This window comes from Streptomyces sp. SX-6 (genome assembly GCF_059089585.1).
Genome location: NZ_JBTHHU010000003.1, coordinates 296,863 through 315,594 on the forward strand (window position 1 = coordinate 296,863; position 18,732 = coordinate 315,594).

17 protein-coding genes are annotated in these 18,732 nt (G+C 70.9%); 11 read left to right on the forward strand and 6 right to left on the reverse strand.

Features of this window, described 5'->3' with window-relative positions:
- Positions 1-353 precede the first annotated feature (353 nt).
- On the forward strand, positions 354-1,541 hold the full coding sequence (locus tag ACV530_RS05560) for an NAD(P)/FAD-dependent oxidoreductase (protein WP_494331092.1): 1,188 nt from the start codon (positions 354-356) through the stop codon (positions 1,539-1,541).
- A gap of 3 nt (positions 1,542-1,544) precedes the next feature.
- Here the strand turns inward: ACV530_RS05560 and ACV530_RS05565 are convergent, their stop codons facing one another.
- The gene (locus ACV530_RS05565; protein ID WP_494331093.1) at positions 1,545-2,819 is read right to left on the reverse strand and encodes a M6 family metalloprotease domain-containing protein; all 1,275 of its coding nucleotides are present in this window, start codon (positions 2,817-2,819) and stop codon (positions 1,545-1,547) included.
- Between the two features lie 219 nt (positions 2,820-3,038).
- Here ACV530_RS05565 and ACV530_RS05570 point away from each other — a divergent pair, with 219 nt between their 5' ends.
- Positions 3,039-3,677: a TetR/AcrR family transcriptional regulator gene (locus tag ACV530_RS05570; RefSeq protein ID WP_494331094.1), complete on the forward strand. Its 639-nt coding sequence runs from the start codon at positions 3,039-3,041 to the stop codon at positions 3,675-3,677.
- 105 nt (positions 3,678-3,782) lie between these two features.
- On the forward strand, positions 3,783-5,306 hold the full coding sequence (locus ACV530_RS05575) for an MFS transporter (protein WP_494331095.1): 1,524 nt from the start codon (positions 3,783-3,785) through the stop codon (positions 5,304-5,306).
- Positions 5,307-5,413: 107 nt separating this feature from the next.
- Here ACV530_RS05575 and ACV530_RS05580 read toward each other — a convergent pair whose 3' ends face one another.
- Positions 5,414-5,920, reverse strand: coding sequence for a MarR family winged helix-turn-helix transcriptional regulator (locus ACV530_RS05580; protein WP_494331096.1), 507 nt, complete (start codon positions 5,918-5,920; stop codon positions 5,414-5,416).
- A gap of 129 nt (positions 5,921-6,049) precedes the next feature.
- Here ACV530_RS05580 and ACV530_RS05585 point away from each other — a divergent pair, with 129 nt between their 5' ends.
- A complete protein-coding gene (locus ACV530_RS05585; protein WP_494331164.1) occupies positions 6,050-6,805 on the forward strand; it encodes a dioxygenase family protein in 756 nt (251 codons plus the stop codon).
- Positions 6,806-6,838: 33 nt separating this feature from the next.
- Here ACV530_RS05585 and ACV530_RS05590 read toward each other — a convergent pair whose 3' ends face one another.
- Positions 6,839-7,285, reverse strand: a complete 447-nt coding sequence (locus ACV530_RS05590; RefSeq protein ID WP_494331097.1) for a hypothetical protein — start codon at positions 7,283-7,285, stop codon at positions 6,839-6,841.
- Between the two features lie 434 nt (positions 7,286-7,719).
- Here ACV530_RS05590 and ACV530_RS05595 point away from each other — a divergent pair, with 434 nt between their 5' ends.
- Entirely contained in the window at positions 7,720-8,721 is a 1,002-nt protein-coding gene (locus ACV530_RS05595; RefSeq protein ID WP_494331098.1) for a sigma-70 family RNA polymerase sigma factor, read from the forward strand.
- Between the two features lie 82 nt (positions 8,722-8,803).
- On the opposite strand, the gene ACV530_RS05600 is transcribed toward ACV530_RS05595, so the two are convergent.
- The gene (locus ACV530_RS05600) at positions 8,804-9,769 is read right to left on the reverse strand and encodes a helix-turn-helix transcriptional regulator (protein WP_494331099.1); all 966 of its coding nucleotides are present in this window, start codon (positions 9,767-9,769) and stop codon (positions 8,804-8,806) included.
- 156 nt (positions 9,770-9,925) lie between these two features.
- On the opposite strand from ACV530_RS05600, the gene ACV530_RS05605 reads away from it, so the two are divergent.
- Positions 9,926-11,407, forward strand: a complete 1,482-nt coding sequence (locus ACV530_RS05605; protein ID WP_494331100.1) for an MFS transporter — start codon at positions 9,926-9,928, stop codon at positions 11,405-11,407.
- Between the two features lie 13 nt (positions 11,408-11,420).
- Here ACV530_RS05605 and ACV530_RS05610 read toward each other — a convergent pair whose 3' ends face one another.
- On the reverse strand, positions 11,421-12,050 hold the full coding sequence (locus ACV530_RS05610) for a GNAT family N-acetyltransferase (protein WP_494331101.1): 630 nt from the start codon (positions 12,048-12,050) through the stop codon (positions 11,421-11,423).
- Between the two features lie 41 nt (positions 12,051-12,091).
- Positions 12,092-12,949, reverse strand: coding sequence for a polysaccharide deacetylase family protein (locus ACV530_RS05615; RefSeq protein WP_494331102.1), 858 nt, complete (start codon positions 12,947-12,949; stop codon positions 12,092-12,094).
- A gap of 141 nt (positions 12,950-13,090) precedes the next feature.
- Here ACV530_RS05615 and ACV530_RS05620 point away from each other — a divergent pair, with 141 nt between their 5' ends.
- From ACV530_RS05620 to ACV530_RS05640, 5 genes are all read left to right on the forward strand, one after another.
- Positions 13,091-13,852: a DeoR/GlpR family DNA-binding transcription regulator gene (locus ACV530_RS05620; RefSeq protein WP_494331165.1), complete on the forward strand. Its 762-nt coding sequence runs from the start codon at positions 13,091-13,093 to the stop codon at positions 13,850-13,852.
- Positions 13,849-14,805, forward strand: a complete 957-nt coding sequence (pfkB, locus tag ACV530_RS05625) for a 1-phosphofructokinase (protein ID WP_494331103.1) — start codon at positions 13,849-13,851, stop codon at positions 14,803-14,805. The genes ACV530_RS05620 and pfkB overlap by 4 nt, the downstream gene beginning before the upstream one ends.
- 19 nt (positions 14,806-14,824) lie before the next feature.
- On the forward strand, positions 14,825-16,756 hold the full coding sequence (locus tag ACV530_RS05630) for a PTS fructose transporter subunit IIABC (RefSeq protein ID WP_494331104.1): 1,932 nt from the start codon (positions 14,825-14,827) through the stop codon (positions 16,754-16,756).
- A 120-nt stretch (positions 16,757-16,876) separates the two neighbouring features.
- Positions 16,877-17,767, forward strand: coding sequence for an ATP-binding cassette domain-containing protein (locus ACV530_RS05635; protein ID WP_494331105.1), 891 nt, complete (start codon positions 16,877-16,879; stop codon positions 17,765-17,767).
- Positions 17,764-18,729 (forward strand): ABC-2 membrane transporter-related protein, encoded by a 966-nt coding sequence (locus ACV530_RS05640; RefSeq protein WP_494331106.1) that lies wholly within the window; start codon positions 17,764-17,766, stop codon positions 18,727-18,729. The genes ACV530_RS05635 and ACV530_RS05640 overlap by 4 nt, the downstream gene beginning before the upstream one ends.
- The last annotated feature ends 3 nt before the right edge of the window (positions 18,730-18,732 follow it).

Consider the following 18,732-nt stretch of genomic DNA (forward strand, 5'->3'; position numbering starts at 1 on the left):
TCGGGGCCGGGGCGGTGTCGTCGCGTCGCCTGTCCGGATTGGCGGTATCCAACACATGGCACACGGGTGGGAGTTGAGGGGGCGGGGTGGCCTCCGGCTGCTCTGGGGCGGTGCGGGGCGCATGGCCGGGATGCTGGGTGAATGGAGCGTTCCGGTTGTTTGTCCGGTGAGGGGGTCGTGACGGTCGGTGCCCGTAATTCCGTGGCCGCTTCCAGTCCGGTGGTGCGTGGCCGAGGTTGAAGCTCGACGGGGCCGCACATAGCTTCAAGATCGCGCCACACCATGACACAACGGAATTCCCCGGTGCGGGTGTTCGCTTTTTCGGACTTCGGAGCAAGGAAGAGGGAGGCGTCGTGTACGACGTGATCGTGGTGGGAGCGCGCTGCGCGGGGGCACCGACGGCCATGCTCATGGCCCGTGCCGGTTATCGTGTGCTGCTTCTGGAGAAGGCGCGCTTTCCTCAGGACAAGCTCTCCTCCCACTACCTCCACCAGACCGGCGTCGCGATGCTCGGCCGCTGGGACGTGCTGGACAAGGTGCGCTCCACCGACATCACGCCCATCACCCGGGCCGCGTACGAGAGTTCCGGCATCCGGCTCGTGGGCTCCCTGCTGCCGGCCGACGGGCACAGCACGACGTACGCGCCCAGGCGGTTCGTGCTCGACCCGATCCTCGCCGACGCCGCGGTCGCGGCCGGTGCCGACTTCCGCGAGGGGTGCTCGGTCACCGGTCTGCTCCACGAGGACGGCAGGGTCGCCGGAGTGAGCTACCGGACGTCCGACGGGGGCGAGTTCACCGAGCGCGCGCATCTGGTCGTCGGCGCGGACGGCATGCGGTCGGTGGTCGCGCGGCACGCCGAGGCGCCGATGATCAGCGAGCACCCGGCCATGACCTGCGTCTACTACAGCTACTGGGAAGGGCTGTCCACGGACTTCGAGGTGTACGACGCACCCGGCCGGGGGTTCGGCGTCGTGCCGACGAACGACGGGCGCACGCTCGTGATGACGTACTTCCCCCAGTCGGAGTTCCGGCAGGTGCGCACCGACGCCCAGGCCGCGTACCTGGAATCGATCCGCACCACGGTTCCGGAGCTGAGCGAGCGGATGGCCTCCGCCCGGCAGGTCGAGCGGCTCTACGGCACGGGGGAGCAGCTCAACTTCATCCGGCAGGCGTCCGGGCCGGGTTGGGCCCTGGTCGGGGACGCGGCGCACACCAAGGACTCCATCGCCGCCCGGGGAATCACCGACGCCTTCCTCCAGGCGCAGATGCTCGTCGATCACATCGGTGAGGACCTGCACGACCCGGCGGCGGTCGACGCGGCGGTCGGACGCTACGCGCGGGAGCTGCGGGAGAAGGCCGAGCCGTTCTTCCACCGGACCCTCGAGCTGGCCGAGCTCAACGCGCCGGCGGACCGGGTGGCGCTCCTCAAGGCCATATCCGGCAACCAGCGGCTGGTGGACCGTTACTTCGCCCTGCTGTCCGGAGTCGTCACCATGGAGGAGTTCTCCACGGACCAGGAGTTGCTCGAGGTGCTGGGCTGACCGTCAGCGGTGGGGGGAGCGGTTCGCGCGGCGGGTGACCTTGACCCGCCAGTTGCCGTGGGCGTCGGCGCCGACGACATCCACGGTGACGCCCTCCACCGCGCAGCGCTGGCCGGCCTGGTACGCGGCGTCGCTCAGGCCCGCGGTGACATTGGGGTCCGTGGTGTAGCAGCCGGGGCTGCCCGGGGTGGAGTCGAGGGCGCGGACCGGGCCGGCACCGGACGGGAGGTCGGTTGTGATCGTGGTCGCCAGGACGCCCGGGCGGCAGACGGCGTGGTCGAGACTGCCGGGCGTACGGGCCTCGAGGGTCAGGGCGCGGGTGCGGGAGAGGGGCACGACGATCAGCTTCGGGCCGCCCTTGACCGAGGTGGGGGAGAGGGTGAAGGTGCGCGTGCCGGCCAGGGTGACGCAGTGGACCTGGCTCGGAGCGAGCCAGCCGAGCTTCCACTTGTGCCAGGCGAGGAAGTCGTTGGACGGGCCCCAGTCCTCGTCCATGGGGTCCCAGTGCCCCACCGGCGTCCGCCCCCGGACGCCGGCGCCGGTGTAGTAGAGGTCCGGCAGGCCGAAGCTGTGGGCGTTCTCGTGGGTGAGGACGCGGTACGGGCTGTCGCCGGTCTGGCGGCTCCAGATGAAGGAGACGTTCTTCAGCGGTGCGCCGCGGCGCGTCCGCAGGCCGGTGGGTGCGCCCGCGAAGGTGACCGAGCGGACGTCGTCGGTGGCGGGCGGCCCGGCGTTGGGGGTGGCCAGCACGTTGACGATGTCGTAGCGCCGCAGGTCCACCGAGCCCTCGACCGCGGCGAGGATCTCCCGCGAGATCGCGTGATAGCCGTCGTGGCTGCGGGTGTCGAAGGGCGTGCCGCGCTCGATGTTGTACGCGGTGTACGGGCGTGACATGTGAATCCAGCGCAGCACGGGTGTGGAGCGGTAGTCGAGGCGCCCGTACGAGCTGGCGCGGTAGTAGTCGGAGACGGCCGGGAAGAACTCGGCGTAGCGGTCCTGCGGGCTGCCCTGGGCCGGGGCGTCGGGGAAGTCGATGAAGAACGTGACGGCCCGGACCGTGCCGCTGGATCTGGCGTAGCCGCGCGGGGTGCGGGCGCCCTCGGAGACGCCGGCGGCGGCCCCGTGCAGGGCACAGGGACCGGAGGGCGGACGTCCGGTGGGGTCGGGCTTGGCGGGTCCGCGGGCCGCCGGGGCGGCGGGCCGGGACGCCTGGGCCGGCGCCGGTGCGGTGAGGGCGAACAGCGTGGCCGCCATGACCGGGATGACCAGGGTTTTCATGGCCGTCACCTCCTGCCTCGCTGCCTTCACTGTGTGTCGCGGCGGCGGGGTCCGCCCCCCGGCTGCGGCAGACGGGTGGATTTCACGCCAACTGGCGTGATGCGCATCACAGGCGGAACGGGAAATTTCCGGGGAGCTTCTCCCCGTTTAGACAGACGTTCCAGCGAAACGGGGAGTCCTTCCCCGCTTCAAGATCGACCGTTGAGAGGAGAGGCGTCCGTGTCCACTGCACAGCAGCCCGCGCAGCCACGTCTCCGCGCGGACGCCCGGCGCAACCGCGAGCGGATCGTCGCCGCGGCCCGTGAGGTGCTCGTCGAGCAGGGTGCCGAGTTCTCCTACGACAAAATCGCTCGACGCGTCGGCATCGGCAATGCCACGCTGTATCGGCACTTCGCGGACCGCCGCGAGCTGATCCATCACGTCACCCTTTCCGTCATGGCCCGTATCACGGACCGGGCCATGACCGCCCGAGCTGAGGAGCCCGATGCCTTCGAGGCGCTGAGGAGCTTTGTCCACGCCGCCGCGGACGAGCGGGTGGGTGCTCTGTGCTCGTTGCTCGAGAGCGACGTGGACCACGGCCACCCCGAGATCGTCGAGGCGCGGGACCAGCTCGGCCGTGCGGTCGAGGAGCTGATGGCCGCCGCCCGGGCGGCGGGTCAGTTGCGCTCCGACATCGAGGTCGGCGACCTGATGGTGGCGATCACCCAGCTCACCAGGCCTCTTCCGGGCCAGGGTTGTATGAACTTCGACCTGTTCGTGCGCCGTCACCTCCAGCTCTTCCTGGACGGACTGAAGACGCCGGCGCGCTCGGAACTGCCAGGAACCGCCGCGACCTTGGACGACCTTCGCCGCAAGTGACCGGGCGCCACGGCCCGTTGTCAGACCCCTCTGTCATAGTCCGTCACAGACTTCCGCACGACTTCTGCACGACTTCCGCCCCGCACCAGTAAGTAGGCCCTTCCCATGTCAGACAGCATCAACGCCCCCGACCCGAGGCGCTGGAAAGCGCTGATCTTCATCGCCCTCGCGCAGCTGATGGTCGTCCTCGACGCGACGATCGTGAACATCGCGCTGCCCTCCGCCCAGACCGCCCTGCACATCTCCGACGGCAACAAGCAGTGGGTGGTCACCGCCTACGCCCTGGCCTTCGGCGGACTGCTGCTCTTCGGCGGCCGTATATCGGACCTCTGGGGCCGCAAGCGGACGTTCGTCACCGGCCTCATCGGTTTCGCCGCCGCCTCCGTGTTCGGTGGCGCCGCGATGAACATGGGGATGCTGCTGGCCGCCCGCGCTCTCCAGGGTGTCTTCGGCGCGCTGCTCGCCCCGGCCGCGCTGTCGCTGCTCGCGGTGATGTTCACCGAGGCCAAGGAGCGGGCCAAGGCGTTCGGCGTCTTCGGTGCCATCGCCGGTGCCGGTGGTGGTGTCGGCCTCATCTTCGGCGGCGTCTTCACCGAGTACCTCAACTGGCGCTGGACGTTCTTCGTGAACGTGCCCTTCGCCGCCGTCGCCGCCGCCGGTGCGATCGCCGTCATCCGTGAGCCGGCCGGTGCCCGCAACACCGCCAAGCTCGACATACCCGGTGTCGTCCTGGCCACCCTCGGCCTGGTCTCGCTGGTGTACGCCTTCACCCGTGCCGAGTCCGACGGCTGGAAGGCCGGCGTCACCATCGGCCTGTTCGTCACGGCCGCGGTGCTGCTCGTCGCCTTCGTGCTCGTCGAGTCCAAGGTGAAGGCGCCCCTGCTGCCGCTGCGTGTGATCGCCGACCGCAACCGCGGTGGTGTCTATGGCGCGATGGGGCTCGCCGCCATCGCGATGTTCGGCCTGTTCCTGTTCCTGACCTACTACCTCCAGGTCACCCGGCAGTACAGCCCGGTCAAGACCGGCCTGGCCTTCCTGCCGATGATCGCGATGATGATCACCGGGTCGACGCAGATCGGTGCCCGGCTGATGAACAGGGTCCCGCCGCGCGCGCTGATGGGCCCGGGCTTCGCGCTCGCCGCCATCGGCATGGCGCTGCTGACCCGGATCGACCTCGACACCTCGTACACCACGGGCATCCTGCCGTCCCTGCTGCTGCTGGGCCTCGGCATGGGCACGGCCTTCATGCCCGCCATGAGCCTGGCGACGCACGGCGTGCAGGCGCGTGACGCCGGTGTCGCCTCCGCGATGGTCAACACCTCGCAGCAGGTGGGCGGTGCGATCGGCACGGCGCTGCTCAACACCATCGCCGCCAGCGCCACCACGTCGTACTTCAAGTCCCACGCGGCCGAGGCGACGTCGCAGCAGGCGGGCAAGCTGCTCATGTTCCGCTCCGCGGTGCATGGTTACGCCGCCGCCATCTGGTGGGCCGTGGGCATCCTCGCCCTGGCGTCGCTCATCTCCATCGTGTTCGTCAACGCCCGCCCGCAGAGCGGCCCGGCGGCCGGTTCCGGCGAGGGCGACGGCGCCGCAGAGGCCGAGGACTTCGTCCCGGCCATGGCGCACTGACGACGTCCCGTCGACGGTGCGGGCTCCTGCCTCGGCGGGTGCGCGCCGCAGTGTGAAGCCCCGCATGGACTCGGTCCATGCGGGGCTTCACACTGCCCGTACGACGCTCAGCGCAGCCACGGCAGATCCGCGCCGGCCGGCTGCAAACCCGCCGCGATCATTCCGCAGACCCTGCCGAACAGGGCGGCCTCCTCGGGCGTGAGCCGGTCGAAGACGGCCGCGCGCACGGCCGCGACATGGCCGGGCGCGGATTTCTCCAGCATCTCGAACCCCTCCTCCGTGAGCACGGCCAGCTGGCCGCGCTTGTCGGACGGGCAGTCCTCGCGGCGCACCCAGCCGTTCTTCTCCAGCCGGGCGATCGCATGGGAGAGCCGGGAACGCGTGATCTTGGCGTTCTGGGCGAGTTCGGTCATCCGCATGCGGCGCCGAGGCGCCTCCGACAGCGTGACGAGCAGGCTGTAGTAGACGTGCGGCATACCGGCGTCGCGCTGGAGCTGGCGGTCGAGGTGGTCTTCCAGGAGCGTGGCGGCATGGAGGTACGCCCGCCAGGCCGCCTGCTCCTCGTCGCTGAGCCAGCGGGCCTCCGCCGTCTCCGGTGCGGGTCGGTTCGTCATGACGTCCACTGTGACACTCGCTGATCCATCCGGGCTCCTTACTTGAAGCTTAAAGGAGATACCAGTTAGCCTGGGTAACCTCTAGTTGAGAGTTCAAGTAAATCTGTCCGCCCGGAGGTCACCGTGCGCATGCCAGCCCTCTATCTCTCCCACGGCGCCCCGCCGCTCGCCGACGACGAGCTGTGGCCGGGCCAGCTCGCCGCCTGGTCGGCCGAACTGCCCCGGCCTCGCGCCATCTTGATCGTTTCGGCGCACTGGGAGGAGGCGCCCCTCGCCCTGGGAGCCACCGGGACCGTGCCCCTGGTGTACGACTTCTGGGGTTTCCCCGAGCGCTACTACGAGGCCTCCTACGCCGCCCCGGGCGCCCCCGAGCTGGCCGAACGGGTGTGCAGGACGCTGTGCGGCGCCGGTACGCCTGTACAGGACATGCCCGACCGGGGGTTGGATCACGGTGCCTACGTGCCGCTCGTCGAGATGTACCCGGACGCGGACATACCCGTGCTCCAGGTCTCCCTGCCCACGCTCGACCCGCGCCGGCTGATGGAGACCGGCCGCAAGCTCGCGCCGCTGCGCGACGAGGGCGTACTGATCGTCGGCAGCGGCTTCTTCACCCACAACCTCGCGGCCCTGCGGCACAGCGGAACCCCGCAGTGGTCGGCGGAGTTCGATCACTGGGGCCGGGAGGCGCTCGAGGCGCAGGACGTCGACGCGCTCCTGGACTTCGCGCACAAGTCCCCGGCGGCGCACCTGGCGCATCCGCGCACCGAGCATTTCGCCCCGCTGTTCGTCACGTTGGGTGCCGCCGAAGGCGAACTGGGCAGTGCGCGCAGCGTCATTGACGGTTTCTGGATGGGGCTGGCGAAGCGCTCGGTGCAGTTCGGGTGAAGGTGAAAGGGTGGCTCCCGGCGTGCGGCGCGCTCAGTGCTCGTGCGCGTAGAAGACGTAGTACGCCACCACTGCCACGCCGATCCCGAAGGTGAGCCCGATCCCCGTGGAGCGGAGCACCGAGCCGCCGGCGAGGACGTGCAGGAAGCCGATGGTGCCGCCCGCGAGCGCGCCGAAAGTGGCCGCGCGCCACTCGGTGTTCATCGCGTTCCGTTCCCGTACCAGGGCGTAGCCGACGGCGAACGAGATCACCGCGGCGGCGAGCCCGAGCAGCCAGCCGCCGCCCTGGGAGTAGCCGTTGTCGTGGGAGATGAAGACGGTGTACAGGAAGAGGACGAAGCTCAGGGCGGCGGGCACGGCCCAGGTGTAGCGGCTCCGGTCGGGCACGGGCCCGGTGCGGGTCACCCGCGCCGGGAGGTGTGTGCCCCGGGCCACCGGTCCGGGAACGTCGTGCGCGTGGTGCGGCAGGATCGAGGACATCTCGGGGCTCCTCTCGCTCGTCCCTGTTCACCAGCGCACACCCGTCACCCTTGCCCGGGCAACTCGATCAAAGGCTGACCAAGGGCTGATCAAAAGCGACGTTCCGGACCTCCCGCGCAACCGACGGGCGGTACGCCGCGTCTTGAGGGGTGGAGTTCAGCCACCGCCGCTGGTGTGACGGCCGTCTCATCCGTGCAGTGGCGGGGTCTCCGTGAGGGCTGCGAGGCCCTCCCCGGTACCCGGTCTGACCTGTATGTCCGTGGGCTTCGGCGGCACGCCGCCCGCGCTGCGGCCGACAGGGTACTGCATGATCAGAAAAAAGAAGACGTCCCATGGGAATTCTGTCCGGATTCCAGTCGTTCTTTCCTTCGGACGGACCCGCAGAACAGCGAGTCCTTTCCATCCCGCGACCGTCTCATCGCAAGGGAGCACGCATGGCAACCCGTGCCGTCGCCAGCCGTCGGACCGCCACCACCAGGCGCGCCGGCGGGGCAAGCAGCGCTCGCGCCTCGGCCGGGGAGATCGCCGACCGCGACCTGGTCGGCATGTACCTCGACGAGATAGCGCGCACACCTCTGCTCGACGCCGCCAAGGAGGTCGAGCTGTCCCAGACCATCGAGGCGGGCGTCTACGCCCAGCAGATCCTCGATGGGCTCGAGGGCGGCGAGGCCGGGGGTGCCTCCCGCGAGGAGCTGGAGGCGATAGCGGCCGAAGGCGCCCACGCGAAGGACGTCTTCATCAAGTCGAACCTGCGCCTCGTGGTGGCCGTCGCCCGGCGCTATCCCCGCAGTGGCCTGCCGCTCCTCGACCTGATCCAGGAGGGCAACGCGGGCCTGGTCCGCGCCGTGGAGAAGTTCGACTACACCAAGGGCTTCAAGTTCTCCACCTATGCCACGTGGTGGATCCGCCAGGCCATCACCCGCTCCATAGCCGACCAGTCGCGCACCATCCGGCTCCCCGTCCACCTCGTCGAGGAGCTGGGCCGCATCCGGCGGGTGCAGCGCGAGTTCAACCGCGAGCACGGCCGCGAGCCCGAGCACGAGGAGATCGCCGCCGAGCTCGGCGCCACCCCCGAGCGCGTCGGTGATGTGCTCGACTGGGCCCGCGACCCGGTCAGCCTGAACATGTCGGTGGACGACGAGGGCGAGACCCAGTTCGGCGATCTGCTGGAGGACACCTCCGCCATCTCGCCCGAGCAGGCCGTGGTCGCCCTGCTGCGCACCGAGGAGCTGGAGAGCCTGATCGGCCGGCTCGACGAGCGCACCGCCTCGATCATCCGGGCCCGGTACGGCATCGAGGACGGGCGCGAGCGCACGCTCACCGAGGTCGGCAAGCAGCACGGCCTCACGCGCGAGCGCATCCGGCAGATCGAGAAGCACGCTCTGCTCGAGCTCAAGAAGATGGCGCACGACACCGGGTTCGACGCGGCGGCCTAACAGGGCATACCCTCATACACCGGACCCCGGCGCCACCCCCCCTGCGCCGGGGTCCTTCTGCTACCCCGAAGCGTCGCCCCGGTCACCCCGCCGCCGCGGCGCGGGAGATCCGGGCGCCCAGTTCCCGCAGGTGTGCCACCAGCTCCGGCGGCTCGCTGACCGCGAACTCGCAGTCCACCAGCGCCAGCCGGAAGGCCACCCACTCGATCGCGTCGGCGGTCCGGACGTCCAGCCGGCAGGTGTGGTCGTCGATCCGCTCGGGGGTCCCGAGCGCGTTCGACAGCCGTGCGGCCACGTACTCGGCGGGCGCCCGCAGCGTCGCCACCACCCGGTAGGTCGGCTGGTTGCGGGCCATCGACCCGCTGACGAACTCGGCGGCGTCCTGGGCCGGCAGCTCGCGCGGCTCGAAGCGCGCCCCGGTCGCGAAGGGCTCGCTGACCCGGTCCACCCGGAAGGTGCGCCAGTCGTCGCGGTCGAGGTCGTACGCGACCAGGTACCAGCGCCGCCCGGTGCTGACCAGGCTGTGCGGCTCCACCAGGCGCCGGGTCCCGGTGCCGTCCCCCTTGCGGTAGGCGAACCGCAGCCGCTCGTGGCCGGTCGCGGCCGAGGCCATGACGGTGAGCGTCCGGGGATCCACCGTTGCCCCGTCGCCCCAGGTCAGCGGAACCGTCGCCGCTTGCAGCGCGGTCACGCGATGCCGCAGTCTGGAGGGCAGCACCTGCTCCAGCTTGGCCAGCGCCCGTACCGACGCCTCCTCGATGCCGTCAACGGCATGGCCCGCCCCCGCCCGCAGGCCCACCGCGATGGCGACCGCCTCCTCGTCGTCCAGGACGAGCGGCGGCATGGCCGCCCCGGCGGCCAGCCGGTATCCGCCGACGGCCCCCATCGTCGCCTGCACGGGATAGCCGAGGTCGCGGAGCCGCTCGACATCCCGCCGGATGGTGCGCGTACTCACGCCGAGCCGGTCGGCGAGTTCGCTGCCCGGCCACTCGCGGGGGGTCTGGAGGAGCGAGAGCAGGTTCAGGAGCCGTACGGGTGTGTCGGTCATGACATCAGCGTGGCACCGATCTAGGACACGACCTGACCTACACGAGGGTTAGGTTGCTTGTACCCCGGAAAATTCCGGATCCCCCGGAGCATCCTGATATCTCCTACCTCCGAAATATCTCCTATCTCCGAAACCGATGTGGAAGGCAGTACCCGCTTGAGCTCCCTGACCGATTCGCCCCTCGACCGCCGTCGCTGGGTGGCACTCGCCGTCGTGCTGACCGCGTCCTTCATGGACCTGGTCGACGTGACGATCGTCAACATCGCGATGCCCAGCATCAGCAAGGACCTCGGCGCCTCGTTCAGCGTCCTCCAGTGGATCACCGAGGGCTATGCGCTCGCCTTCGCCGCCGGCCTGATCACGGGCGGCCGCCTCGGCGACATCTACGGACGCCGCCGCGTCTTCCTGCTCGGCATGTCCGGCTTCACCGTCGCCTCCATGCTCTGTGGCATAGCCGGTGACCCGCACCTGCTGGTCGCCGCCCGAGTCCTGCAGGGCGGCACGGCCGCGCTGATGGTTCCGCAGGTGCTGTCCATCGTCCACGCCACCTTCCCCGCGCACGAACGCGGCAAGGTCTTCGGCATGTTCGGCGCGATCGTCGGCCTCGGCGCCGTCTCCGGCCCGATCCTCGGCGCACTGCTCACCGAGTGGAACCTCTTCGGCCTCGAGTGGCGCCCGATCTTCCTCGTCAATCTGCCCGTCGGTATCGCCGGCCTGATCCTCGGCCGCCGCTTCATCTCCGAGTCCAAGGCGCCCAAGGCGCTCAAGCTCGACCTCGTCGGCGTGGCCCTGGTGACCCTCGGCCTCGTGATGTTCCTCTACCCGCTCACCCAGGGCCGCGAGCTCGGCTGGCCGCTGTGGGGCTTCCTGTCGATGGCGGGCAGCGCGCTGGTCTTCGGCCTGTTCGTGGCCTACGAGCGCCACAAGACGCGCAAGGACGGCTCGCCGCTGGTGGAGCTGTCGCTGTTCAAGGTCAAGAGCTTCGCGGCGGGCATCGGCCTCCAGACCGCCTTCGGCGTCGCCTGCGGCATCTTCTTCCTGGTCTGGACCCTCTACATGCAGCTCGGCCTGGGCTGGTCCCCGCTGCGCGCCGGCCTGACCGGCATCCCGTTCTCGCTGGCCGTCTCCGCCGCCGCCGGAATGTCCGTGCAGAAGCTCGTGCCGCGGTTCGGGCGCAAGGTCCTCCAGGCCGGTGCGCTGACGATGATGACCGGTGTCCTGACCTACATCTGGGAGGCCGGCCGCTACGGCGCCGACATCCAGCCCTGGCAGATGGCCCTGCCGCTGGTGATCATGGGTGCGGGCATGGGCCTCATCGTCTCCCCGCTGACCGAGGCCGTGATCTCCGAAGTGCCGCGCGAGCACTCCGGATCCGCGTCCGGCCTCATCAACACGACCCAGCAGCTGGGCAACGCGGTGGGCCTCGGGCTCGTCTCGGTTGTCTTCTTCAGCGCACTGGACGAGGGCGCGGTGGCCCGCGGCCACGCCGCCACGGCGTTCGCGGACGCGTTCACGCACGCGATGTGGTGGGTCGTCGGTGTGCTGTGCGTCGTGCTCGCGCTGATGTGGGCCCTGCCGAAGCGGAACGCGTCGGAGACCGTCGAGGACAGCGTGCCCGCGGAGGCGGTCGCGGCGTAACCGCCGCTGCGCATCAGCCCCGTTCGGGTATCTCCCGGGCGGGGCTGAGTCGTTCCATCAGCCGTTCCGTCAGCCGCGCCTTCGCCGTCGGCCACTCGTCCCGCAGCATCGCGAACTGCACGCTGTGCCGCCACGTCCCGTCGTGACGCCGCCGGTGGCGCCGGAACGTGCCTTCGTACGCCGCACCGAGCCGCCGGATCGCCTTCTGCGAGCGCTCGTTGCGATGGTCGGTGCGCCACATCACGCGCCCCATGCCGAGTTCCTCGAAGGCGTGGGTCAGCAGCAACAGCTTGGACTCCGTGTTGACGGCGGTGCGCCAGACCGCGCGGCCGTAGAAGGTGCCGCCGATCTCCAACAGCTCGTGTGTCGCGCTCGGTTCGCAGTAGCACGTGCTGCCCACGGCCCGCCCGGTGTCCGACAGGACGACCGCGAACGGGAACAGGTCCGGGCTCGATATCCGTGCGTCCACGACCGCGCGGAGCTCGTCCTCGGTGCGCGGCGTCGGGGACGACAGCCACCGCCACACCTCCTCGTCCCCGCCCACGGCCTCTAACAGATCGGGCACATGGGCGCGGCTCAGAGGCTCCAGCCGGACGTGGCGGCCGGTCAGGACGGTCGAGGTCGAGGGCAGCGTTGCGATCATGCCGCGAAGGTAAGCCCTCAAATGCACTAGCCGCAAGGAATTTATGAACTAGTGCGAAAATGTTCGGCAATGTCGTCGCTGGTCGTCAGCCAGACCCCGGGATGGTTCGCCACGTACTCGAGGGCCTGGTCGAGGTACTTGCTCCGGAACGCCTGGCCGGTGACGAACGGGTGCAGGGCCAGGGCCATCACCCGGCCGCTGTCCGCCGAGTCGGCGTACAGCTGGTCGAGTTGGTCCTTCACGATCTGGACGAAGTCCGGCCCGGTGAGGCCCTTGCTGACGAACAGGCCGATGTCGTTGAGCTCGACCGAGTACGGCACGCTCAGCATGCCCGGCACGTTCAGCCGGTACGGCTGGTCGTCGTTGGTCCAGTCGAGCACGTAGTCCAGGCCGAGTTCGGCGGCCAGTTCCGGCGTGCGGAAGGTCTCGGTCAGGGCCGGGCCCATCCAGCCGCGCGGCCGCCGGCCCGTCGTCTTCTCGATCGAGGTGACGACGTCCGTGAGGTAGGCGCGCTCCTCCTCGACGGTCATGTCGGCCTGGAATGTGGAGTTGTTCTTGCCGTGCGCGAGCCAGACCCAGTCACGCTCCCGGCCCGCCTGGACGATCTGCGGATAGCGTTCGCCGGCCTCGGAGTTGAGGAGCACGCTCGCGCGCATCCCGTGCCGGTCGAGGGCCTCGAGGATCCGCCAGAAGCCCACGCGGGGCCCGTAGTCGCGCCAGCCGTAGTTCAGCGGGTCGGGCGCGAGGTGCGCGGTGCCCTGGAAGGTGCTGGTCGAGGGGCGGTCGACGGCGTAGTGCTCGATGTTCAGGCCGACGTAGAAGGCGACCCGGGCGCCGCCCGGCCACTGGATCGGCGCGCGCTCGGTGATCGGGCTGTAGTCGTAGAGCTCGTTGTCCATGCCATGCATGTTCTGGCCCTCACATCAGTGTGAAGGTCAAGTCCCGCCGAGCTCATGCCCGAATGCGTTTACTTTTCGCCATTTCCGGCTTAGGCTCGCGCCGAAGTCACAGATTCGGGCATGGAACGGACTCAAATCAACATGTACGCACCAGAGCGCCAGCAGGAGATCCTGCGGCTCGCCCGGGAGAGCGGGCGGGTGGAGGTCCTCTCCCTCGCGGACCTGTTCCAGGTCACCGCCGAGACCGTGCGGCGCGACCTCAAGGCCCTGGACCGGGCCGGTCTGGTGCGGCGCGTGCACGGAGGGGCGATCCCGGCCGGGCGGCTGGACTTCGAGCCGGACCTCGCCGAGCGGGAGACGACGGCGGCGGACGAGAAGGACGCCATCGCGCGTGCCGCGCTCGCCGAACTGCCCGCCGGCGGCAGCGTGATCATCGACGCGGGGTCGACGGCCGCCCGGCTCGCGGACCTCATCCCGCTGGACTCCGGCCTCACCGTCGTCACACACGCCCTGCCGGTCGCCGCCCGGCTCGCGGACCACCCGGGCATCGCGCTCCACCTCGTCGGCGGGCGCGTACGGCACCGCACCCGCGCGGCCGTCGACGCCTGGGCGCTGCGGGCGTACGGGGAGATCACGGCCGACGTCGCCTTCGTCGCCACCAACGGCTTCTCGCTCGACGGCGGGCTCACCACGCCCGACCTCGCCGAGGCCGCGGTCAAGCGGGCGGCCGTCGCCGCCGCGCGGCGGGTCGTACTGATCGCGGATTCGGGCAAGTTCGGGCAGCAGCACTTCGCGCGCTTCGGCGATCTGACGGACGTCGACGTGCTGATCACCGACGCGGGCCTGAGCGCCGAGGACGCGCGGGACATCGAGCGGGCCGGTACGGCCGTGGTGCGCGCATGATCCTCACCGTCACCCCCAACCCGAGCCTCGACCGCACGTACGAGGTCCCGTCGCTGGAGCGCGGTGCCGTGCTGCGGGCCGCCGCCGACCGCGTGGATCCCGGAGGCAAGGGCGTCAACGTCTCGCGCGCCGTGGCCGCCGCGGGCCGGCGGACCGTGGCCGTACTGCCGCTCGGCGGTCCGGAAGGCGCGCAACTGGCGCGGCTGCTGGACGAGCAGGGCATCGAGGTCGCCGGTGTTCCGGTGACCGGCGCGACACGGGTGAACGTCGCTGTCGCGGAACCGGACGGGACGCTCACGAAGGTGAACGCGGGCGGTCCCGAACTCAGCGCGGATGAAGCCGAGTTGCTGCTCGCCGCCGTGGCCGAGCGGTCGGCGGGGGCCGGCTGGATCGCCTGCTGCGGCAGCCTGCCGCGCGGCCTCGCGCCGCAGTGGTACGGCGCGCTGGTGGCCCGGGCGCACGCCGCGGGGGCACGGATCGCGCTCGACACGTCGGGCCCGGCGCTGACCGCCGCGCTGCGGGAACGCCCGGACGTGGTCAAGCCCAACGCGGAGGAGCTCGCCCAGGCCGTCGGCCGCCCGCTGGCCACGGTCGCGGACGCGGTCGAAGCGGCCCGCGAACTGCGGGAGTTGGGCGCCCGGTCCGTACTGGCCAGCCTCGGCGCGGACGGGCAGCTGCTCGTCGACGCGTCCGGCGTGTGCTTCGGCACCGCGCGGGTCGCGTCCGTACGCAGCAACGTCGGTGCGGGCGACGCGTCGTTGGCCGGGTTCCTCGCGGCGGGCGGCGAGGGCGAGGCGGCCCTGGCCGCCGCGCTGGCGCACGGTGCGGCGGCGGTGCAACTGCCCGGGAGCGCGATGCCCGCTCCGGCGGACCTCGAACCGTCCGCCGTCACGGTCACGCGGGACGTCCCGTGGAGCCGCGCGCTGACGGAGCCGGTGACATGCGGCCGGTGAACATGCAAGGGAGCATGCGATGAGTGAGCTGATCACCGCTGACCTGGTCGACCTCGACCTCTCCGCGGACACCAAGGAGGCGGCTGCCCGGTCGCTCGCCGAGCGCATGGTGGCCCTCGGCCGGGTCACCGACCTCGACGGCTTCCTCGCCGACGTGGCCGCGCGCGAGGCCCAGATGCCGACCGGCCTGGACGGCGGCATCGGCATCCCGCACTGCCGCAGCGAACACGTCACCGAGCCGACCCTGGCCTTCGGCCGCTCCGCCGCACGCATCGACTTCGGGGCGGCGGACGGTCCGGCGGACCTAGTCTTCCTCATCGCCGCCCCGGCGGGCGCGGACAGCGATCACCTCACCATCCTCTCCGCTCTGGCACGGCAGTTGACGGACGACGCCTTCACGGGCGCCCTGCGCGAGGTGGGCGATCCCGCGCGGGCCGCGGCCATGATCCGTGGCGAGGAGGCGGCCGCTTCGGAGCCTGAAACCGCTGAGGAAGCTGAAGAAGCTGAGGAAGAGCCCGTCTTCCGGGTCGTCGCCGTCACCTCCTGTCCCACCGGTATCGCCCACACCTATATGGCCGCCGAGGCGCTCCAGCGCGCCGGGCAGGCCGCCGGGGCCGAGGTCGTGGTGGAGACCCAGGGCTCGGCCGGGTTCACCCGGCTCGACCCGGCCGTCATCGCCGCCGCCGACGGCGTGATCCTCGCCCACGACGTCGAGGTACGGGACAAGGACCGCTTCGCGGGCAAGCCGACCGTCGACGTGGGGGTCAAGGCCGGCATCAACCGGGCCGACGAGCTGATAGCCGAGGTACGGGCCAAGGCCGGACGCGGCGAGGCCACCGCGCCGCGGGCCGCGGCCCCCATGGACGCCGGAGCCGCCGCGGGGGACGGCTTCGGCACCTGCCTGCGCAAGTGGCTGATGACGGGCGTCAGTTACATGGTCCCCTTCGTCGCCGCGGGCGGACTGCTCATCGCGCTCGCCTTCGCCATCGGCGGCTACGAGGTCAACAAGGCCCCGTCCGTCGCGGACCACTTCGTGTGGACCGAGTCCGCGAGCTGGGCCGCGCTGCTGTTCCAGACCGGCGGCGTCGCCTTCGGCTTCCTCGTGCCGGTGCTGGCCGGCTTCATCGCGTACGGCATGGCCGACCGGCCCGGGCTCGTGCCCGGCTTCGTCGGCGGCGCGGTGGCGGTGACCATCAACGCCGGGTTCCTGGGCGGGCTGATCGCGGGCCTGATCGCCGGTGCGGTGGTGATGGCCGTACAGCGGGTGAACGTACCGGCCGTGCTGCGCGGGATCATGCCGGTGGTGGTGATCCCGCTGCTGTCCTCGGCGGTGGTCGCGTTCCTGATGTTCCTCGTCGTCGGCAAGCCCGTCGCCTCGCTGCAGACCGCGCTGACGGACTGGCTGGGCGAACTGTCCGGCGCCAACGCCGTGATCCTGGGCGCCCTGCTCGGGCTGATGATGTGCTTCGACCTCGGCGGGCCGCTGAACAAGGTCGCCTACGCCTTCGCCGTCGGCGGGCTCGCCCACCCCAACGAGGGCAGCCTCAAGGTGATGGCCGCCGTGATGGCGGCGGGCATGGTGCCGCCGCTGGCGATGGCGCTGGCCACCACCGTGCGCGGGCGGCTGTTCACCGAGGCCGAGCGGGAGAACGGCAAGGCGGCTTGGGTGCTGGGGGCTTCGTTCATCACCGAGGGTGCGATTCCGTTCGCGGCGGCGGACCCGCTGCGGGTGATCCCCTCGGCTATGGCCGGCGGCGCGGTGACCGGCGCGCTGTCGATGGCCTTCGGGTGCGGGCTGCGGGCACCGCACGGGGGCGTGTTCGTGGTGCCGCTGATCAGCAGCCCGCTGCCGTACCTGGCCGCGGTGGCGGCGGGCACGGTGGTGAGCGCCGGTGCGGTCGTGCTGCTCAAGTCGTGCTGCTCAAGCAAGGGGGCCGTCGCCGCCAGGTGACTTCGGGTGAAGGGCGGGCTGGGTCCTCCAGCCCGCCCGTTTTTCGTTTCCACAGGGATTTGACGGCACGGACGACCTGTCCGCATCATTCCACTAAGGGCTTAGTGAAACGAGGTGGAAATGATCGCGGCGGCCTTGGCGGCGACCCGGCTCGGACGCAGATTCCGGGGCGGATGGGCGCTGCGGGACTGTGATTTCGCCCTGCCCGCGGGCCGGATCACCGGGCTCGTCGGCCCCAACGGGGCCGGCAAGAGCACGCTCTTCCACCTCGCGACCGGGCTGCTGCGCCCCACGGACGGCGAGCTGAGTGTCTTCGGCGAGGTGCCCGGCACCCCCGCCGCCCGGGACCGGGTGGCGTTCGTGGCCCAGGACAAGCCGCTCTACCCCCGCTTCACCGTCGCGGACACGCTCCGCTTCGGGCGCGAGATGAACGGCGACTTCGACCACGCCGCCGCCGAGCGCATCGTGCGCGCCGGTGACATCGCGCCGACCGCCCAGGTCGGCACCCTCTCCCGGGGGCAGTGCACCCGGATCGCCCTCGCGCTGGCCTTCGGCAAGCGGCCCGAACTGCTGCTGCTCGACGAGCCGTTGGCCGACCTCGACCCGCTGGTGCGCCACGAGATGATGGCGCTGGTGATGTCCGAGGTCGCCGAGCGGGGCGTCACCGTCGTGCTGTCCTCGCACATCCTGTCCGAGCTGGAGGACGCCTGCGATCACGTCCTGCTCCTGCGGCAGGGCGGCGTACGGCTCACGGGCGACGCCCAGGAGCTGACCGAGACGCACATACGGATCACCGGCCGCGCCGACGGGGCCACGCCGGACGGGCTGCCGCCCGGCCTGGACCGCGGCGCCGTCGTCGAGTCGGCCGTCACCGGGCGCCAGGTCACCGCCTTCGTGCGCCGCACCGGCTTCGTGCCCGACGATCACTGGATCACCGAACCCCCCACGCTGGAAGACCTCTTGCTCGCTTACCTCCGTTCCCCCGCCGCCCCGTCCGAGGCCGCGGCGTGAAGGGGACCCTCTGGCTGGCCTGGCGCCAGCAGCGCACCCTGGTCCTCGCCGGTGCCGCGGTCCTGGTCGTCCTCGCGGCCTGGGTCGCCTGGCGGCGCGCGGACATGATGGCGTTCATCGACGACAGCCATCTGAAGATCTGCAAGGGCTGGGACATCGAGGAGTGTCCGGGTACCAACCTCGATCTCTCCGAGAGGCTGCTGCGGGACAACACCGACTCCATCCGCGCGCTCGGCGCGCTCAGCACCGCCCTGCCCGCGCTCATCGGGCTGTTCTGGGGAGCGCCACTGATCGGACGCGAGCTGGAGAGCGGTACGGCCAAGCTGGCGCTCACCCAAGGCGTGGGCGCGGGACGGTGGTTCACCAGCCGCTTCGCGCTGGCCGCGGTGTGCGCGGCCGTCGGCTCGGCGGTGGTCGCCGGGCTCGTCGCCTGGTGGTGGGCGCCGGTCTCCAACATGCTGGACGGGCTGTACTGGCACGACGGCTTCATCTTCAACGCCACCGGCCCCGCCGCTGTCGCCTGTGCGCTCTTCGGGCTCGCCGTGGGCACGGCGTCGGGGCTGCTGCTGCGGCGTACGCTGCCCGCAATGGGCGTGACGCTCGGGGCGGTTGTGGCGGTGCGGCTGCTGCTCACCACCGTCCGTTCCGACTGGATCTCGCCGGTGCGGCGCGTCACGCCGGGCATGACGCCCAAGACGCCGGTCGGGAGCGCCTGGTCGACCGGGCAGTTCGGGTACCTCGACAAGGCGGGCCGGGAGTACTCCATCGACCGCTACTGCCAGACCTCGGGCGCGGATCTCAAGCGGTGCATGGCCGAGCACGGCTTCGTCGCCCGATACCACAAGGTCTATCCCAGCGGCGATTTCTGGGTGTTCCAGTGGATCGAGACGGCGGTGTTCCTCGGCCTCGCGGGGGCGCTGGTCGCGCTGACCTGGGTGATGCTGCACCGCCGTCCGATCTGATGG

Excerpts from the sequence above, each read along its gene's own strand:
- ACV530_RS05635 (WP_494331105.1), top strand. The coding sequence starts at position 16,877 with ATGATCGCGGCGGCCTTGGCGGCGACCCGGCTCGGACGCAGATTCCGG.
- ACV530_RS05615 (WP_494331102.1), bottom strand. The coding sequence starts at position 12,949 with ATGGACAACGAGCTCTACGACTACAGCCCGATCACCGAGCGCGCGCCG.
- pfkB (WP_494331103.1), top strand. The coding sequence starts at position 13,849 with ATGATCCTCACCGTCACCCCCAACCCGAGCCTCGACCGCACGTACGAG.
- ACV530_RS05580 (WP_494331096.1), bottom strand. The coding sequence starts at position 5,920 with ATGACGAACCGACCCGCACCGGAGACGGCGGAGGCCCGCTGGCTCAGC.
- ACV530_RS05610 (WP_494331101.1), bottom strand. The coding sequence starts at position 12,050 with ATGATCGCAACGCTGCCCTCGACCTCGACCGTCCTGACCGGCCGCCAC.
- ACV530_RS05600 (WP_494331099.1), bottom strand. The coding sequence starts at position 9,769 with ATGACCGACACACCCGTACGGCTCCTGAACCTGCTCTCGCTCCTCCAG.
- ACV530_RS05575 (WP_494331095.1), top strand. The coding sequence starts at position 3,783 with ATGTCAGACAGCATCAACGCCCCCGACCCGAGGCGCTGGAAAGCGCTG.
- ACV530_RS05565 (WP_494331093.1), bottom strand. The coding sequence starts at position 2,819 with ATGAAAACCCTGGTCATCCCGGTCATGGCGGCCACGCTGTTCGCCCTC.
- ACV530_RS05595 (WP_494331098.1), top strand. The coding sequence starts at position 7,720 with ATGGCAACCCGTGCCGTCGCCAGCCGTCGGACCGCCACCACCAGGCGC.
- ACV530_RS05630 (WP_494331104.1), top strand. The coding sequence starts at position 14,825 with ATGAGTGAGCTGATCACCGCTGACCTGGTCGACCTCGACCTCTCCGCG.
- ACV530_RS05585 (WP_494331164.1), top strand. The coding sequence starts at position 6,050 with ATGCCAGCCCTCTATCTCTCCCACGGCGCCCCGCCGCTCGCCGACGAC.
- ACV530_RS05590 (WP_494331097.1), bottom strand. The coding sequence starts at position 7,285 with ATGTCCTCGATCCTGCCGCACCACGCGCACGACGTTCCCGGACCGGTG.
- ACV530_RS05620 (WP_494331165.1), top strand. The coding sequence starts at position 13,091 with ATGTACGCACCAGAGCGCCAGCAGGAGATCCTGCGGCTCGCCCGGGAG.